The organism is Haloechinothrix salitolerans (assembly GCF_042662605.1).
GTDB lineage: Bacteria > Actinomycetota > Actinomycetes > Mycobacteriales > Pseudonocardiaceae > Haloechinothrix_A > Haloechinothrix_A salitolerans.
On sequence record NZ_JBHSXX010000001.1, the window covers coordinates 6,488,808 to 6,502,956 of the forward strand.

At 68.2% G+C, this 14,149-nt stretch carries 19 protein-coding genes; 13 read left to right on the forward strand and 6 right to left on the reverse strand.

From position 1 onward, the window contains the following. Positions 1-12: 12 nt before the first annotated feature. A complete protein-coding gene (locus ACFQGD_RS31125) occupies positions 13-1,047 on the forward strand; it encodes an ion channel (protein WP_345391409.1) in 1,035 nt (344 codons plus the stop codon). A gap of 125 nt (positions 1,048-1,172) precedes the next feature. After that, positions 1,173-2,951 (forward strand): acetolactate synthase large subunit, encoded by a 1,779-nt coding sequence (locus ACFQGD_RS31130; protein WP_345391412.1) that lies wholly within the window; start codon positions 1,173-1,175, stop codon positions 2,949-2,951. Between the two features lie 67 nt (positions 2,952-3,018). Here ACFQGD_RS31130 and ACFQGD_RS31135 read toward each other — a convergent pair whose 3' ends face one another. The 6 genes from ACFQGD_RS31135 to ACFQGD_RS31160 all read right to left on the reverse strand — a co-directional run bounded on the left by ACFQGD_RS31135 (position 3,019) and on the right by ACFQGD_RS31160 (position 7,818). Beyond that, positions 3,019-4,587, reverse strand: a complete 1,569-nt coding sequence (locus ACFQGD_RS31135) for a choice-of-anchor P family protein (protein WP_345391415.1) — start codon at positions 4,585-4,587, stop codon at positions 3,019-3,021. Between the two features lie 357 nt (positions 4,588-4,944). After that, entirely contained in the window at positions 4,945-5,166 is a 222-nt protein-coding gene (locus ACFQGD_RS31140; RefSeq protein ID WP_345391418.1) for a hypothetical protein, read from the reverse strand. A gap of 94 nt (positions 5,167-5,260) precedes the next feature. Then, the gene (locus ACFQGD_RS31145; RefSeq protein WP_345391421.1) at positions 5,261-5,656 is read right to left on the reverse strand and encodes an STAS domain-containing protein; all 396 of its coding nucleotides are present in this window, start codon (positions 5,654-5,656) and stop codon (positions 5,261-5,263) included. 205 nt (positions 5,657-5,861) lie between these two features. Then, entirely contained in the window at positions 5,862-6,611 is a 750-nt protein-coding gene (locus ACFQGD_RS31150) for a GAF and ANTAR domain-containing protein (protein WP_345391424.1), read from the reverse strand. Positions 6,612-6,793: 182 nt separating this feature from the next. After that, positions 6,794-7,342, reverse strand: coding sequence for a hypothetical protein (locus tag ACFQGD_RS31155; protein ID WP_345391428.1), 549 nt, complete (start codon positions 7,340-7,342; stop codon positions 6,794-6,796). 8 nt (positions 7,343-7,350) lie between these two features. After that, positions 7,351-7,818 carry a helix-turn-helix domain-containing protein gene (locus tag ACFQGD_RS31160; RefSeq protein ID WP_345391431.1) on the reverse strand — a complete coding sequence of 156 codons (468 nt, stop codon included), beginning with the start codon at positions 7,816-7,818 and terminating at the stop codon, positions 7,351-7,353. Positions 7,819-8,006: 188 nt separating this feature from the next. Between ACFQGD_RS31160 and ACFQGD_RS31165 the strand changes: the two genes are divergently transcribed. The 11 genes from ACFQGD_RS31165 (at position 8,007) to ACFQGD_RS31215 (ending at position 14,040) form a co-directional block, all read left to right on the forward strand. Continuing rightward, positions 8,007-8,255 (forward strand): helix-turn-helix transcriptional regulator, encoded by a 249-nt coding sequence (locus ACFQGD_RS31165; RefSeq protein ID WP_345391434.1) that lies wholly within the window; start codon positions 8,007-8,009, stop codon positions 8,253-8,255. Further along, the gene (locus tag ACFQGD_RS31170; protein WP_345391437.1) at positions 8,252-9,157 is read left to right on the forward strand and encodes a YqaJ viral recombinase family nuclease; all 906 of its coding nucleotides are present in this window, start codon (positions 8,252-8,254) and stop codon (positions 9,155-9,157) included. Before ACFQGD_RS31165 ends, ACFQGD_RS31170 begins: the two co-directional genes overlap by 4 nt. Continuing rightward, positions 9,154-9,978 (forward strand): recombinase RecT, encoded by an 825-nt coding sequence (locus ACFQGD_RS31175; RefSeq protein ID WP_345391440.1) that lies wholly within the window; start codon positions 9,154-9,156, stop codon positions 9,976-9,978. Before ACFQGD_RS31170 ends, ACFQGD_RS31175 begins: the two co-directional genes overlap by 4 nt. Then, positions 9,975-10,391 carry a hypothetical protein gene (locus tag ACFQGD_RS31180; RefSeq protein ID WP_345391443.1) on the forward strand — a complete coding sequence of 139 codons (417 nt, stop codon included), beginning with the start codon at positions 9,975-9,977 and terminating at the stop codon, positions 10,389-10,391. The genes ACFQGD_RS31175 and ACFQGD_RS31180 overlap by 4 nt, the downstream gene beginning before the upstream one ends. Then, complete coding sequence (locus ACFQGD_RS31185) at positions 10,388-10,657, forward strand: hypothetical protein (protein WP_345391446.1); 270 nt, start codon at positions 10,388-10,390, stop codon at positions 10,655-10,657. Before ACFQGD_RS31180 ends, ACFQGD_RS31185 begins: the two co-directional genes overlap by 4 nt. After that, entirely contained in the window at positions 10,636-10,974 is a 339-nt protein-coding gene (locus ACFQGD_RS31190) for a hypothetical protein (RefSeq protein ID WP_345391449.1), read from the forward strand. The genes ACFQGD_RS31185 and ACFQGD_RS31190 overlap by 22 nt, the downstream gene beginning before the upstream one ends. A 95-nt stretch (positions 10,975-11,069) precedes the next feature. Further along, entirely contained in the window at positions 11,070-11,318 is a 249-nt protein-coding gene (locus tag ACFQGD_RS31195; RefSeq protein ID WP_345391452.1) for a hypothetical protein, read from the forward strand. Continuing rightward, positions 11,315-12,208: a helix-turn-helix domain-containing protein gene (locus ACFQGD_RS31200; protein WP_345391455.1), complete on the forward strand. Its 894-nt coding sequence runs from the start codon at positions 11,315-11,317 to the stop codon at positions 12,206-12,208. Before ACFQGD_RS31195 ends, ACFQGD_RS31200 begins: the two co-directional genes overlap by 4 nt. Continuing rightward, the gene (locus ACFQGD_RS31205) at positions 12,205-12,726 is read left to right on the forward strand and encodes a zinc finger domain-containing protein (RefSeq protein ID WP_345391458.1); all 522 of its coding nucleotides are present in this window, start codon (positions 12,205-12,207) and stop codon (positions 12,724-12,726) included. Before ACFQGD_RS31200 ends, ACFQGD_RS31205 begins: the two co-directional genes overlap by 4 nt. A 17-nt stretch (positions 12,727-12,743) precedes the next feature. Beyond that, on the forward strand, positions 12,744-13,370 hold the full coding sequence (locus tag ACFQGD_RS31210; protein ID WP_345391461.1) for a hypothetical protein: 627 nt from the start codon (positions 12,744-12,746) through the stop codon (positions 13,368-13,370). 154 nt (positions 13,371-13,524) lie between these two features. Beyond that, a complete protein-coding gene (locus ACFQGD_RS31215) occupies positions 13,525-14,040 on the forward strand; it encodes a WhiB family transcriptional regulator (protein WP_254234706.1) in 516 nt (171 codons plus the stop codon). Positions 14,041-14,149 lie beyond the last annotated feature (109 nt).

Sequence of the window (14,149 nt, forward strand, 5' to 3'; positions counted from 1 at the left end):
GAAGGGAGCAGCGTGCCGATCTTCATCTCGCGCCTTCTCGCGCGCATGGTCTTCCTGCGTAGCTGGGCCACGCCCGCCATCGTGTCCGTGTTCGTGTTCGCGACGGCGTGGCCGCTCATGGCGTGGGCGGAGGGACCGGACAATCCACTGGTCGACCCGGCGAACTACTGGTGGTGGTTCATCGTCACGGCGTCGACGGTCGGCTACGGCGACTTCTTCCCCGAGACGGCGGGCGGCCACCTGGTCGGGGTGTACGTCATCATCGGCGGCATCGCGACGCTGACCACCGTCTTCACCAAGCTGGCAGCCGTGCTCGAAACCGCAAGGGGGCGTCACATGCAGGGTGCGATCACCGTCACCGCGACCGGCCACATCGTGCTGCTCGGCTACACCCCGGGCCGCACCGAACGTATCGCTGACGAGCTGATGGCCGACTGCGACCAGGAACTCGTGCTCTGTACCTGGGACGACGTCGCGACCCACCCCATTCCCGACCGCGACATCGCGTTCGTGCGCGGCGAGCTGACCGACGTCGACGTGCTCCGCAGGGCTGGGGCGCACCGAGCGTCGACCGTGCTGGTCGACGTCCGTGACGACAACGAGGCGCTGGCCGTCGCGCTGACGGTGGATCGCATTCAGTCGGGTGCACACGTCGTCGTCACGCTGCGCGACATGGCGCGGGCGTCGCAGATCGGCTACATCGACGAAGACATCCACTGCGTGCAGTGGCACACCCCGCGCATGGTGACCGAGGAACTGGAGTCGCCTGGCATCACCGAGGTGTATGCCGAACTGCTGACACATGGCGGGGCGAACACCTACTCCATGACCCTGCCGGAGCCGGTTGGCACGGTGCGGGTGGGCGACTGCCAGCGCGCACTCGGCGAGCAACACGGCGCGACGCTGCTCGCGGCGCAGTCCGGCGACGACCTGCTAGTCAATCCCAGCTGGGATGTCGAGCTCGCGCCGGGCGCGACGCTGTACTACATGGCGGCCAGCCGCATCCCGACCGAGCGGCTCACCGACTCGCTGCGGGCGACCGTATAACCGACGCGCCGCTGCTGATCGCCGGAGCGACCCCGCCACGTCGCTAACAGAAGTCGTCCTCTGTGTGCCGTCGGTGCGTGCGCCGAGCATGGGCACCACACCGGATCGACCGGAAGGACGTAACCGTGGGCAGCCGCGCGCGAACCGAGTCGTCAGCCGTCACCGAGGTGCCCACTCGCCCCACGTCCAGCGGGGCGCACCTGCTCGTCAAGGCCTTGGAGGACGCGGGCGTCGAGATCGTCTTCGGGATTCCCGGTGGCGCGATTCTTCCCGCTTACGACCCGCTCATGGACTCGACGTCGATCCGCCATGTGCTGGTCCGCCATGAACAGGGCGCCGGCCACGCGGCGACCGGCTACGCGCAGACCAGTGGCAAGGTCGGGGTGTGCATGGCGACCTCGGGGCCTGGCGCGACGAACCTGGTGACACCGCTGGCGGATGCCTGTATGGACTCGGTGCCGATCGTGGCGATCACCGGGCAGGTCGCACAGGCGGTGATGGGCACGCAGGCGTTCCAGGAAGCCGACATCTGCGCGATCACCAAGCCGATCACCAAGCGGACCTATCTGATCACCAACGCGGCCGACATCCCTCGCGTGATCGCGGACGCCTTCTACGAGGCATCACACGGCAGGCCGGGACCCGTGCTGGTCGACATCCCCAAGGACGTCTTACAGGCGACGGTGACGCCGACGGCGACATCGCCTCGAGCGAAGCCCGCGCGGCGCTTGCATGACCGGCAGCTACGGGAGGCCGCGCAGCTGATCCGCACCGCACGGCGACCGGTGCTCTACGTCGGCGGTGGCGTGCTCAAAGCGCGCGCGGCCACGCAACTCAAGACGTTGGCCGAGTTGACCGGTATCCCGGTGGTCACGACGTTGATGGCGCGCGGGGTGTTCCCCGACTCGCACCCGCAGCATCTCGGGATGCCCGGCATGCACGGCACGGTCACCGCGGTCGCGGCGATGCAGCGCGCCGACTTGCTGGTCGCGTTGGGCACCCGGTTCGACGACCGGGTCACCGGCAAGCTCAGCTCGTTCGCGCCCGACGCCACCGTGGTTCATGCCGACATCGACCCGGCGGAGATCTCCAAGAACCGGACCGCCGACGTCGGGTTGATCGGTGACTGTCGGGAGATCATCGCGGAACTGACCGCCGCGACCAGGCAGGAACTGCGCTCCGCCGGCGCGGCCGACTACACCGCATGGTGGCGACGCATCGACGGCTGGCGCGAGACGTACCCGCTCGGCTACACCTGGCCCGCGGACGGCGGGCTCGCGCCGCAGTACGTGATCGAGCGGATCGGGAAACTCGCCCACCCCGACACCCGCTACATCGCCGGTGTCGGCCAGCACCAGATGTGGGCGGCACAGTTCCTGCGGTTCGAACACCCCGGCACCTGGATCAACTCCGGTGGCCTCGGCACCATGGGGTTCGCGGTACCCGCCGCGCTGGGCGTCAAGCTGGCGCATCCGGACACCCTGGTCTGGGCGATCGACGGCGACGGCTCATTCCAGATGACCAACCAGGAGCTGGTGACCTGCGCGATCGAAGACGTCCCAATCAAGGTCGCCGTGATCAACAATGGCTCGCTCGGCATGGTCCGGCAGTGGCAGCACCTGTTCTACGCGGGTCGATACTCCAACACCGACCTGGACGTCCGACGGATCCCCGACATCGTGCTGCTCGCGGAGTCGATGGGATGCACAGGGCTACGCTGCGACAACAAGACCGACGTCGACGCCGTGATCAAGAAAGCGCTCGACATCAACGACCGGCCCGTGGTGATCGACTTCGTCGTCGCCAAGGAATCGCTGGTGTGGCCCATGGTGGCGGCAGGAACCGGCAACGACGAGATCATGGCCGCCCGCGACATCCGGCCACTATTCGACAGCGACGACTAACAACGCCGTGCACACGAGCGGCGGGGCGGGTCACCCTGGACCCGCCCCGCCGGTGAATCACGCGTGATTACGCGCAGGGGTTGTCACTGAAGTCGGCGATGGCTTCGCCGACGATGACGTCACCCAGTGGTGAGCCCTGGAAGAACACCGCACGTCTGGTCAGCTCGTCGCCGGTGTCGTCCTCCCAGTTGAGGAACACCGTGCCGAGCGGACCGAGCGGGATCTCGGTGAACGACTCGTCCTCCGGGGTCGCCGGGTCGTCCTGCGGGATCGTCGTCTCGTTCTCACCGATCTTGAGGCCGACGATCTCGGACTCGCCGTCGAGCACCGGCTGACCACCTTCGCACCGGCCGGTCGCGTTGGCATTCGCCACGCCAACCCGCAGCACCTCAGCACCCGTTTCGTCCTTGACGATCACGTTGGCCGCGCCTGCCTCGGCATCGGCGCCGTTGTCGTCCTCGGTGGTGGCGTGGAGGACCTTGACCGTGAGCGTCCCGGGAGGCCCGGAGATGTCGTCACCAGTGTTGATCAGTGATCCATCCGCATCCACACACGGATCCTTGGCGTCGTTGGCCACGAACGGCTCGAACGGGTCTCCGATGACCGGAGCCAGCGGGCTACCGTCGATGCGCAGTGCGCTCGCGCGGCAGCTGAAGGCACCATCGCCGGTGCCACCGTTGGACTCGTCGTCGTCACGCGGGTCATACGAGTCCGGGTTGGTCGGGTCGCCATCGGTGTGGCACTCCGGATCATCGGAGTCGACCTTGCCGTCACCATCGTTGTCCACGCCGTCCGAGCACTCCGGGTTCGGCGCCTCACTGTCGTCCTCAGCCGAGTCACAGCCCGGGTCGTCCGGGTAGTCGATCTTCTTGTCGCCGTCGTTATCCACGCCGTCCGAGCACTCCGGCTGATCGCCGTTGGACTCGTCGTCATCACGCGGGTCATACGAGTCCGGGTTGGTCGGGTCGCCATCGGTGTGGCACTCCGGGTCATCGGAATCGACCTTTTTGTCGCCATCGTTGTCGACACCGTCCGAGCACTCCGGGTTCGGCGCCTCACTGTCGTCCTCAGCCGAGTCACAGCCCGGGTCCTCGGGGAAATCGGTCTTCTTGTCGCCGTCGTTATCCACGCCGTCCGAGCACTCCGGCTGATCGCCGTTGGACTCGTCGTCATCACGCGGGTCATACGAGTCCGGGTTGGTCGGGTCGCCATCGGTGTGGCACTCCGGATCGTCGGAGTCGACCTTTTTGTCGCCATCGTTATCGACACCGTCCGAGCACTCCGGGTTCGGCGCCTCACTGTCGTCCTCAGCCGAGTCACAGCCCGGGTCCTCGGGGAAATCGGTCTTCTTGTCGCCGTCGTTGTCGACACCGTCGGAGCACTCGGGATCTTCGCCGCCGTTGCCGTCACAGTCGAATCGCTCGGTCGTCGTGCCTGACTTGACGAAGACGTGCGTCTTCTCGTCACCGGGGCCTTCATCGATCTCGTAGTGCGGACTGTTGACATCCTCGTCCTTCACCACTCGCCCGTCGGCATAGTGGAGCTCGACATAGGAGATGTCCTTGGGCTTACCGTCTGGCTTCTCGACATCCGCTTCGAAGTCACGACACTCGTCGCTGAACTGACCGGTGATCACAGCTTCGCTGTTGCTCGAATTGGACGAGCCAGCAAACGCGACAGCACCGGACACAGTCAGCGCGAACGCTGAAAGACACGCCAACATCACGTAGCGTCTCTTCCCCATACCAAATGGGGCCTTCATAGTCGTCCCTCCAGAACTCTCTGGTTCAACGTCGTGGCCCCCCGACAGCCTCTATGACTGACCACGCTGGTACGTCGACCTGAGAGCGCTGGAGGTTACGGTGTTTGGAGTAAGACTTTCATTTCTTTCGCCTACACCGACTGCGACTTCCGCACCAGCAACGATGCGTGACTGGCGTAACCCATTCGTACCGTTGCTTAGAACGACGGCTTTGAAAACGATCGCACAGTGTCATCGCTGGTTATGCCACCAGCGCACCGCCAAGACACCAAGCAACACGATCGCCGCATGGACACCGATACCGATCAGGCCTAGACCCACCCATTCCTGGACCGTGAAACCGGGAGACCACGAGTCATCAGTCGCGATGGTTACCGTGCCAGCGAAAACCGCCACCGCCGAGATAGCCATGATGCCCGCGGCGTACGGATTGTGGATGACCTTCTCCTCCACAGGGACTCTCCTCTACCCACACGAAGCCGCGATCATGCATCGCGGCTTCGCCAAGGTAGCGAGATCACGACGTCGATGCCGACGAAACCGTGGATCACTCCACGTTCAGCGCATCCGCCACGGTCCCGTAGACAGCGATACTCTCGGTGAGACCGGTCATCTCAATCGGCCGGAACGTGTGCTGGTCATCCGCCACAACCCGGATGCGCGTGCCCTCTCGTGACGCCTGCTGCGCGGCGACCAACAGCTTCAGCCCAGCCGACGCGAGGAAGGTGACGCCAGACAGATCCACCACCAGAACCGGCGGCTGCTGCCGTATGAGGGGCATGATCGTCTCCTCGACACGTGGCGCGGTCAACAGGTCAATCTCGCCAGTGACTCGCACAACCACGGCATCGTTCTTGTGCTCCACGTCCACTGTCAGCTGCGACCCGGACAGCACATCGGCAGCCTCGTCCCGGTCACCGGTGTGGTGAGAACTACTAGTCACGGCACTCGCCTCCATCCCATCGCAGCGGGGCGGCGCACTTTGAGCCGTGCTTCACCAGCCCGGCCGACTAAAAGGCAGCGCACCGGCCCGCGACATCTCGTCTCTGGACCGGCGGCTACTGGGCTGAACCGCACATCCGATCATACGAGACCGGGGGCTAAAATGGTCAACTGCTGTCCACGTCTATCGCGTGAACGCCAGATGATCACTCCGCTCGCAGGGAGACCAGCAACTGACGGCTAAGGACACGCAGCTTGACGTTGGAGTCTTGAGACAGCTTGACCAGCCGCTCGAACGCCTCATCGGCCGAGATCTTGTTTAGCGCCATCAGCGCGCCCTTGGCCTGCTCGATCTCCGCTCGGGATGTCAACGCCTCGTCTAGTTGATCGATCACGTCGCGGGCCTGGCGCAATTGACGCCAGGTGCTGATGGCTGCCGATGCGGCCAGGGTGAGCATCCGCAACAAGGCGGTGTCGAGCGGGTCGAAGGCTCCGTCCGTGCACCCGTAGACGTCGAGTGCGCCTACCAAATCGCCGTCATTTTCGTCGTCGATCAGGAGCGGCGCGGACAGGTAGGAGCGCACCTCGAGGCGTTCCGCGGCGGCGGCGAAGTCCGGCCACCGTTCACGAGCCTCCCGCACCAGCGCGCGAACCGGCTGCTTCGTGCGTGCGGCCTCGAGGCACGGGCCGTCGCCCGCCGCGTACTGGGCCTCATCGATCTGGAGCACCCGTTCATCGGTGGCGGCCACGGTGCGCGTCACATCGCCATTCACTGTCGTCACGCTCACCGCGTCCGCGCCGTCGATCGCGTCGCGCGCGGACTCCGCGAACCGTTGCAGCACCGCTTGCAGCGGCTCATGGATGTCGTGGAGCCCGCGGAGTCGTTCCAGCGCACCGGCGACCGCGTCAAAGCGGTCCGACGTCGTGTAGCCCGCGCCACCATCGTCAGGAGACATGCTTAGGGGTACCCGTCTCACTCCTGCGTAAGCGCGGTTGCTGCGTCGCAAACTGCGGAGGCGGAGGGATTTGAACCCCCGGTCGGTTTCCCGACGCTCGCTTTCAAGCTGAGAGGGGGTTAGCGCTGTGCACGCCTGGTCCTGTGCTGGACAAACGCACCTTAGCAGCGAGCGCAACCCGCCTAGTCGTGTGCACTGGGTTTGATCTTGATTCGACGGGGCGAACAGCAGGTCGGGAGCCGTTTCGCCGCGAACCGGCGGACGTCGTCGAGCGACCGGCGGACGCTGCCGCGGGCGCGCACCTGTAGCTCGCGGTAGTCGCCAAGGGAGAGGCCGAGCACTCGCACGTAGAGCGTGCGGGTGTCGACGACGAGCTGCTCGGCGATCTCGTTCGGGTGGTCGGACCACCGCACCGCCTCGGCGAGGTCGGAGACGACGACCAGGCGCCGAGCGGCGACGGCGTGCACGTGGTGTTCGAGCCGCCCGTCGAGCCATCCCACGCCGCAGTACCCGAGGACGTCGTCGCGGTGTTCGTGGTGAACGACTTCGTGCGCGACCGTGCACCGCGCCTCGGCTTGCGTGAGTCGCGGGTGATACCGAATCCGGCCGGCGCGGTAATCGCCCCAGCCGGCCACCTTCCACGATGGGTAGACCTCGGCGCCGAGCGACTCGGCGTGTCCGAGAGGGTCATAGCCTTGCCCCCAGTGCAAGCCCGCCCCTTTCGCGTCCATGCGACACGTCAGGCGCCGGTCTCCGGTCCGGGTGGGTCGGGCAACTCCGCGTCGCTAGTCCAGGCTTCGTCTTGTTGATCTCTCAACATCTCCCCACTTGGCTCATCGGCAACCAGGCTCAACGAGTTACCGCTGTCCTTTGTGGCAACTCTCACCTGATCATCGGGAACTATTTGTCGGAGATGTACGAATCGTCGTTCAATCTCGCTACAGATTTCGTGATCTGTGTACGCGGAGAGTGGTCGACCGACCTCCTCCCTGGTGAGCAGTCCCGCCTCGGCAAGCAAGGGAAGAAGATCAACCCGAAGGGCTTTCGCGACCGCTCGCGCGTTGTCGAGCGTGGGAGCGGTTCCCTTTGTGCGCCAAGAGGAAATGCGGCCCTCGGACACGCTGGATTTCCGCGATAGCTCGGCCGGAGTCCATCCCAGCCGGGCGAGCTGGTCGTCGACGTAGCGCGACCATGCCGTGTCACTCATGTTGCGCATCCTACTTCCGAGGACGGAAGTACTGGCATCCCCCGTACGAACGGATGACGCTCCCTCCATCGAACGATCTACCTGGTACTTCCGCGCACGCAACCGTTGTAAGTCGCTTGTAGGCGCACGTAGTGTCGGTTTCGCGGGTGGTCAACTTCCGCTCGCGAAACTCTGTGGGGGAGTACTCAATGTCACCACGCGTGCGCATCCGCGTTGATGTGCTCGACAAGATCGCGAACGGCGCTGGGCTCAGATCGCGCTACGCCATCGCGAAGAAGCTCGGCGTTTCGCAGTCCACCGTCGGGCGCGTGCTCGACGGGGAGCAGTTGCCGGGAAACCCGTTCATCGCAGCCACCCTGACCGCGTTCGACGTGTCGTTCGACGAGGTGTTCGAGGTCGGCGAGGTCGGCGAGGTCGCCGACGAGGTTGCAGCATGAGCAGCGCCGCGGTTCGACTGGGGACGTGGGCGCCCGGCTCTGCTGAGTGGCTTTCCGCGCGTTCGTCCGGGCTGGGGGGCTCGGAGATCGCCGCGGTTCTGGGGTTGTCGCCGTGGGAAAGCCGTTTTTCGTTGTGGCACAAGAAAAAGGGTCTTGCGGCGCCGGAGCCTGACAACGATGCCATGCGGCGCGGCCGGCTTCTTGAGGCCGTGATCGCCGAGTGGTTCGCGGCCGAGCACCCCGAGTACCGGGTGCGCCGCACAGGCACATGGGCGAGCCGGCTTCGGCCGTGGCAGGTGGCCACGCCCGACCGGCTGCTGTCCGCGGTCGCGGGCCGCGCGCTGTTGGAGATCAAGACGGCCACGGACACCGCCGAGTGGGGCGAGCCGGGTACCGACGAGGTACCGGTGCACTACCGCGCTCAGGTCTTGTGGCAGCTCGACACCCTCGGCCTGCGCCGTGCGCACGTCGCCGTTCTCACCTCCGGGTTGAACTTCCGCGAGTACGTCGTCGACTGGAACCTCGCCGAGGCCGAGGTGCTGCGCACCGCCGGCCGCGAGTTTCTCGACACCGTCGAGCGCGACGAGCGCCCCGACATCGACGAGCACGGGGCGACCTTCCGCGTGGTGCGCGAGCTGCACCCGGATATCGACGACGTCGAGGTCGAGATCGAGCCGGCACTCGCAGATCGCTACCGGCGGGCCGTGGCCGAGCACAAGGCCGCGGAGGCAGCCAAGCAGCAGGCAACGGCCGAGGTGCTCGACGCGCTCGGGTCCGGGCGCCGCGCCGTGGTCGCCGGCGAGTCCATCGCAATCCGGGTGCCGGGCCGCGGTGACGCGCCCCCTTCCCTGCGCCCGTCTCCTATCCGTTCGACGCCGCAGAAGGTGAGCGCAGCAGCATGACCGGCCAGACCATTTCGACCGCCGTCGCGCAGCGCGACAGCTCTCCGACGGCCCTGGTGCGCAAGTACCGCACCGACTTCGCAACCGTGCTGCCGAGCCACATCAAGGCCGACACGTGGTTGCGGGTGGCACAGTCCGCCATCCGCGGAAACAAGCAGCTTGAGCAGGCCGCCAAGAGCAACCCCGCCTCGCTGTTGAAGGCTCTCCTTGAAGCCGCGCGCAAAGGTTTGGAACCTGGCACGGAGCAGTTCTACCTCGTACCGCGCAAGGTCAAGGGACGCCCCGAGGTGCTCGGCATCACCGGGTATCAGGGCGAGGTCGAACTCATGTACCGGGCCGGCGCGGTGTCGTCGGTGAAGGTCGAGGTTGTGCGCGAGCACGACCGGTTCGACTACAACCCTGGCGAGCACGACCGGCCGGTGCACGGCGTCGACTGGCGTTCGCCCCGCGGCGACCTGGTGCTCGCCTACGCCTACGCGGTGATGCGTGACGGCGCGACAAGCAAGGTCGTTGTCTTGTCCGGCGACGACATTGCCCTGATCAAATCCAAGGCGGACGGGGCCGACTCGCAGTACTCGCCGTGGCAGTGGAACCCGGCGTCGATGTGGCTCAAGTCGGCCGCTCACCAACTCGCGAAGTGGGTGCCGACCTCGGCCGAGTACGTGCGGCTGCCCGAGGTGCCTGTCGAGTCGTTGCCGCCGGTCGACCAGGTGCCCGACGCACCGGCGAGGCCGGCCGAGGACATCGTCGACGCCGAACTCGTCGAGGAATGGCCCGACGAGCCTGCCGACGTCGAGGCCGCGGCGGGTGGTGAGCGATGACTGCGACCGTCGTCAACGGGCTGGAAGTCATCGCCGACGAGCCCACCGAGGCGCCCATGCGGAGCCGCGCCGGTACGCCGGTGCTGTGGCAGCAGACGCGAACCCTGCTGCTGGAGGATGGCAGCACGACCTACGGGTGCGTGCACTGCGACTACACCTCGGCGAACGTCCGGTCGATCCGGCCGCACCTGAACAAGCACCGCACCGACAACGTGCCGGCGCGAACGAGCGTGCTCGCGCCGTTCGGTGAGCTATCGCTCGCCGAGGTGTTTCGCCGCCTGGTCGACTTCGACGACGTCACGAGCGAACTCGACGAGATGACCAGCGAGCGCGACGAGTGGAAGCAACGGGCACAGCGCGCCGAGCGGTCCCTGTCCACCCTCCGCAACGCGCTTCGGGGGGTGGCTTCGTGACCGTCGCCGAGATCGTGTCGACGGGTCGGGTGATCGTCTGCTGTGGCGCCCACTCGACCCGCGGCTGCTGCGATCCCGTGGACTGCGCGCCGTGCTGCCCGGAGTGCCCGACCTGCGCTGTGGTGCAGGCGCGCACTCCGGCGCAGCGGGCCGTCGAGGCTGCCGCGTACCGGGCGCTGCTCGCCGATCTCGTCGAGTGGGCGCGCGACATCCGCACCGCGCCGACGGGAAGGGAGGCGCCGCCGTGGTCGACCAGCTCGCCCTAGCCTTCGCCGACCGGAACGCAGGGCAAGAGGCCAACCTCGCCGCCGCGGTCGCCGTCCACCGGCGCTACCGCGAGGCCGCCGAGACCGTGCTCGCCGAACTGGTGCGCGAGGGGCGCCCGTTCACCGCGGAGGACATCCGCAAGGGCATTCCCGACGACGTCGAGGCGCACTCGCCGAACGTGCTGCCTTCCGTGCTCGGCACGTGGGCCGCGCGCCGGCTGATCGTGCCGTGCGGGGAGTACCGAAGCCGTAGGCGCTCGCGTCGCGCGAGCCGTAACCGGGTCTGGATCGGCAACACGCGCGCCTCGGCCGCGTAGCCCACCAACCCACCACATACGACGAAGTCCGTCGCCACCTCGCGGCGGGCGCGGTGACGCACGCCCGCGCCCGCTGCGTTCCACCTGGGGTTTTCATGTTCACTGGCTCGACTCGCACCACCGACCACACACAAACCAGCGACGCCGGTCGACGGCTCGATGCGCTCGCCGTCGAGGCCGCGCTCAACGGACGCCGGCCGTACCGAGCGCTGCCCGCGCCCGAGGTCGCCGAGGTGCTGCGCATCCGGCGCCGCAACGGCGACACCCTCGACCAAGTCGCCGAGCTGCTCGACGTCGACGCGTCCATGCTCGCCGAGCAGTACGCCGCGGCGGGTCCTCGATGAGCGTGCACGCGCTGCGCTGGGCCGCCGAGCAGACCGCCGGCGGTCCCATGCCGAAACTCGTTCTCGTCGTGCTCGCCGAGCACGCCAACCGTGACGGCCGCGCGACGACCTCAGTGCGCACCCTCGCCCGCGAGACCGAGGCATCCGAGCGCACGGTGCGCCGTGCCCTCGACTCGCTCGCCGACCGCCGGCTGATCGCTCGCGCCCGTCGGCAACGTGGCTCCGGCGCTGACACCTCGAACGAGTACCGCCTCGCCCTCGACAACCACCCGCGGCCGGACACGGTGACACCCACCCCCGGTGGTCAGAACGACAGTCCCCCGGTGTCACAGCGGCACCCCCGGACTGTCAGGGCGACAGCCCACGCGGGTGACACAGCGACAGCCCAAGGTGAACCGGAACTACAGAACCGAACTACGGAACCAAGCAGCCTCGCGCCCGCGGGTGCGCGCACACGGGCACACGCGCGTACCGCGCGCACGCACACGCGAGGCACCACCACCCCGGCCGACCTCGCGGCGACCGCGGTACGTCCGGACGCCTACCGGCTGGTGTCCGCCTGGCGCGAGCAGACCGGCGCCCCCTACCGCCCGGCGACCATTCGCGCGCTCGCCAAGCACGCCGACGGCATCCTGCGCGACGGTGGCGACCTGGTGCCGCTGCGTGCCGCGCTCGACGAGTGGAACCGCCGAGTTGACGCTCGACCGGGCTTGCTGCCGCACCTGTACGACGACGCGGTCAAGGCCGCCCAGCTCGCCAAGCACCCGGCCGCGCGCTCGTCGACACCGCGCAGCGCAAGGGGCGACAAGGTCCGCGGCTGGTTGGCGCTCGCCGAGGAACCCTCGGCCGAACCCGTCGAGCAGCTCGCCGTCGAAGGCGGTTACCGGTGAACCGCGGGGAGGTCGCCGCCCTGCTCGGCGCCGCCTCGGCCGTCGACGCGCGGATTCCGCAACCCGACCCGGACGTGCTGACCATGTGGGCCGGCATCCTCGACGACGTCCCGGCCGACGTCGCCGGCGCCGCGGTCCGCGAGCACTACCGGCACAGCAGCGAGACCGTCATGCCGGCCGACATCGTCGCGTTCTGGCGCACGATCCGACGCGAGGCCGCCGAACGGCGACACGAGGCCGAACTGCGCGCCCGCCGCACCGCGCGTCAGCTCGACGACGCCGGACTGCGCGCCATCCGCGACGGAGTCACCCGCGTGACGGCCGCACTCGCCATCACCCGCGGAGTCGACCCCGAGTACGCCGAGGCCGAAGCCGACGCCCGCCGCGCCTACCTCCGCGTGCCGTGCCCGTACTGCCGCGCCCAACCCGGCGCCCGATGCACCGGCCCCGGCGGCAAGCCGCTCACCAAGACGCCCGCGCACCCTGCCCGGCTCGACGCCGCGCTCACCACGTCATGACCACGTTGGGGGAAACCATGAGCAACACCGACGAGCCGACGGTCGCGACCGGTCGCGGGCGCCGTCGCGCGCACGCGGGCGAGGCTGCTCGGCGCACCGCCTCACCGCTGGTAAGAGCCACTTATCGGGGGTCAGGAACCGGGGGTGCGGACCCCTCGGCCGTCGACCGTTCCCGGCTCGGCGCGGCCAACCGGCGCCGCGGTGCCGAGGCCGAGCGCAAGGTCGCCGGCTGGTTGCGTGACCACGGGTTCCCCGGTGCCGAGCGGGCCGTGCGGACCGGCTTCACCTCCGGCGGGCGCACGGTCGCCGACCCCGGCGACATCACCGGCACGCCGGCGCTGGTGTGGCAGGTCAAGGACCAGGCGCGCGAGGCCGTCGAGGCGTGGCTCGCCGAGACCGAGCAGCAGCGCCTCGGCGGACCCGGCACGGTTCCGGCCGACCTCGGCCTGCTCGTCGTCCGCCGGCGCGGCAAGGCCGACGTTGGGCGCTGGTGGGTGTGGCTGCCCGCGGCGCAGCTCGTCGCCCTGGTCGCCGACGCGCGCACACCCGCAGTGTCCCGACCAGTGCGAATGGAACTCGGCGACCTGGTGCCGCTGCTGCGTGCGGCCGGCTACGGCGAGCCGCTCGGCGGGGTGGCGCAATGAGCAGCAGCAGGCGCAGAAAGGCGAACTCAGCTACAGAATTGGGGTTTTGTTCCCGAGATCGGAGCGTTGTCCCGGTTCGGTTCACGCTCGTGGCCGCCGGCGCGCTGCCGTGGTTGTTCGCCGCGCTCGGTTCTCCGCTGGATGAGGTCGCGTGATGGTCCGGCTACCCGAGTGGCGCTCGCGGGCCGGTTGCCGCGGGCGGGTTGATCTGGACTTCATCGACCCGGCGCCCGAGCAGGTCGCCGAGTGCCGGGCGCTGTGTGCCGCGTGCCCGGTGCGCGAGCAGTGCCTCGCCGAGGCGCTCGCGGGCGGGGAAGCGTGGGGTATCTGGGGAGGGCTCGACGCTGCCGAGCGGGCGCCGCTCGCCGAGCAGGACGGGCACCCGGTGCCCGCGGTGTTGCCGCCGCACGCCACGAACAGCCGCTACGCCAAGCACGGGTGCCGCTGTGCTCTCTGCCGCGAGGCGCACACCGCCTACGAGCGGGAGCGACTTCGGCGCCGCCGTGCCGGTGACCCGTGGGTGCGGCCGATCGTGCTCGCCGAGCCGATGCGCACCGGCCGCAGGTGGACCGGTGCCGGTCAGTACCTCTTGCCGCTGCCCGGTGTGCCGGCGCCCGACCAGGTCGAGACCGGTGCCGACCGCCTCGACCTGGTCGCCGTTGCAGCATGATCGGTGATCAATCAGCACCGTGATAATCAGGGTTATCACTGAGTTGAGCAGGGCAAACAGCGACACGGCGAACGCGAGGTCGGTAACGTCGTTCGAGGGGAAGAAGCCG

Excerpts from the sequence above, each read along its gene's own strand:
- ACFQGD_RS31200 (WP_345391455.1), top strand. The coding sequence starts at position 11,315 with ATGAGCGTGCACGCGCTGCGCTGGGCCGCCGAGCAGACCGCCGGCGGT.
- ACFQGD_RS31195 (WP_345391452.1), top strand. The coding sequence starts at position 11,070 with ATGTTCACTGGCTCGACTCGCACCACCGACCACACACAAACCAGCGAC.
- ACFQGD_RS31160 (WP_345391431.1), bottom strand. The coding sequence starts at position 7,818 with ATGAGTGACACGGCATGGTCGCGCTACGTCGACGACCAGCTCGCCCGG.
- ACFQGD_RS31150 (WP_345391424.1), bottom strand. The coding sequence starts at position 6,611 with ATGTCTCCTGACGATGGTGGCGCGGGCTACACGACGTCGGACCGCTTT.
- ACFQGD_RS31210 (WP_345391461.1), top strand. The coding sequence starts at position 12,744 with ATGAGCAACACCGACGAGCCGACGGTCGCGACCGGTCGCGGGCGCCGT.
- ACFQGD_RS31175 (WP_345391440.1), top strand. The coding sequence starts at position 9,154 with ATGACCGGCCAGACCATTTCGACCGCCGTCGCGCAGCGCGACAGCTCT.
- ACFQGD_RS31155 (WP_345391428.1), bottom strand. The coding sequence starts at position 7,342 with ATGGACGCGAAAGGGGCGGGCTTGCACTGGGGGCAAGGCTATGACCCT.
- ACFQGD_RS31215 (WP_254234706.1), top strand. The coding sequence starts at position 13,525 with ATGGTCCGGCTACCCGAGTGGCGCTCGCGGGCCGGTTGCCGCGGGCGG.
- ACFQGD_RS31180 (WP_345391443.1), top strand. The coding sequence starts at position 9,975 with ATGACTGCGACCGTCGTCAACGGGCTGGAAGTCATCGCCGACGAGCCC.
- ACFQGD_RS31165 (WP_345391434.1), top strand. The coding sequence starts at position 8,007 with ATGTCACCACGCGTGCGCATCCGCGTTGATGTGCTCGACAAGATCGCG.
- ACFQGD_RS31170 (WP_345391437.1), top strand. The coding sequence starts at position 8,252 with ATGAGCAGCGCCGCGGTTCGACTGGGGACGTGGGCGCCCGGCTCTGCT.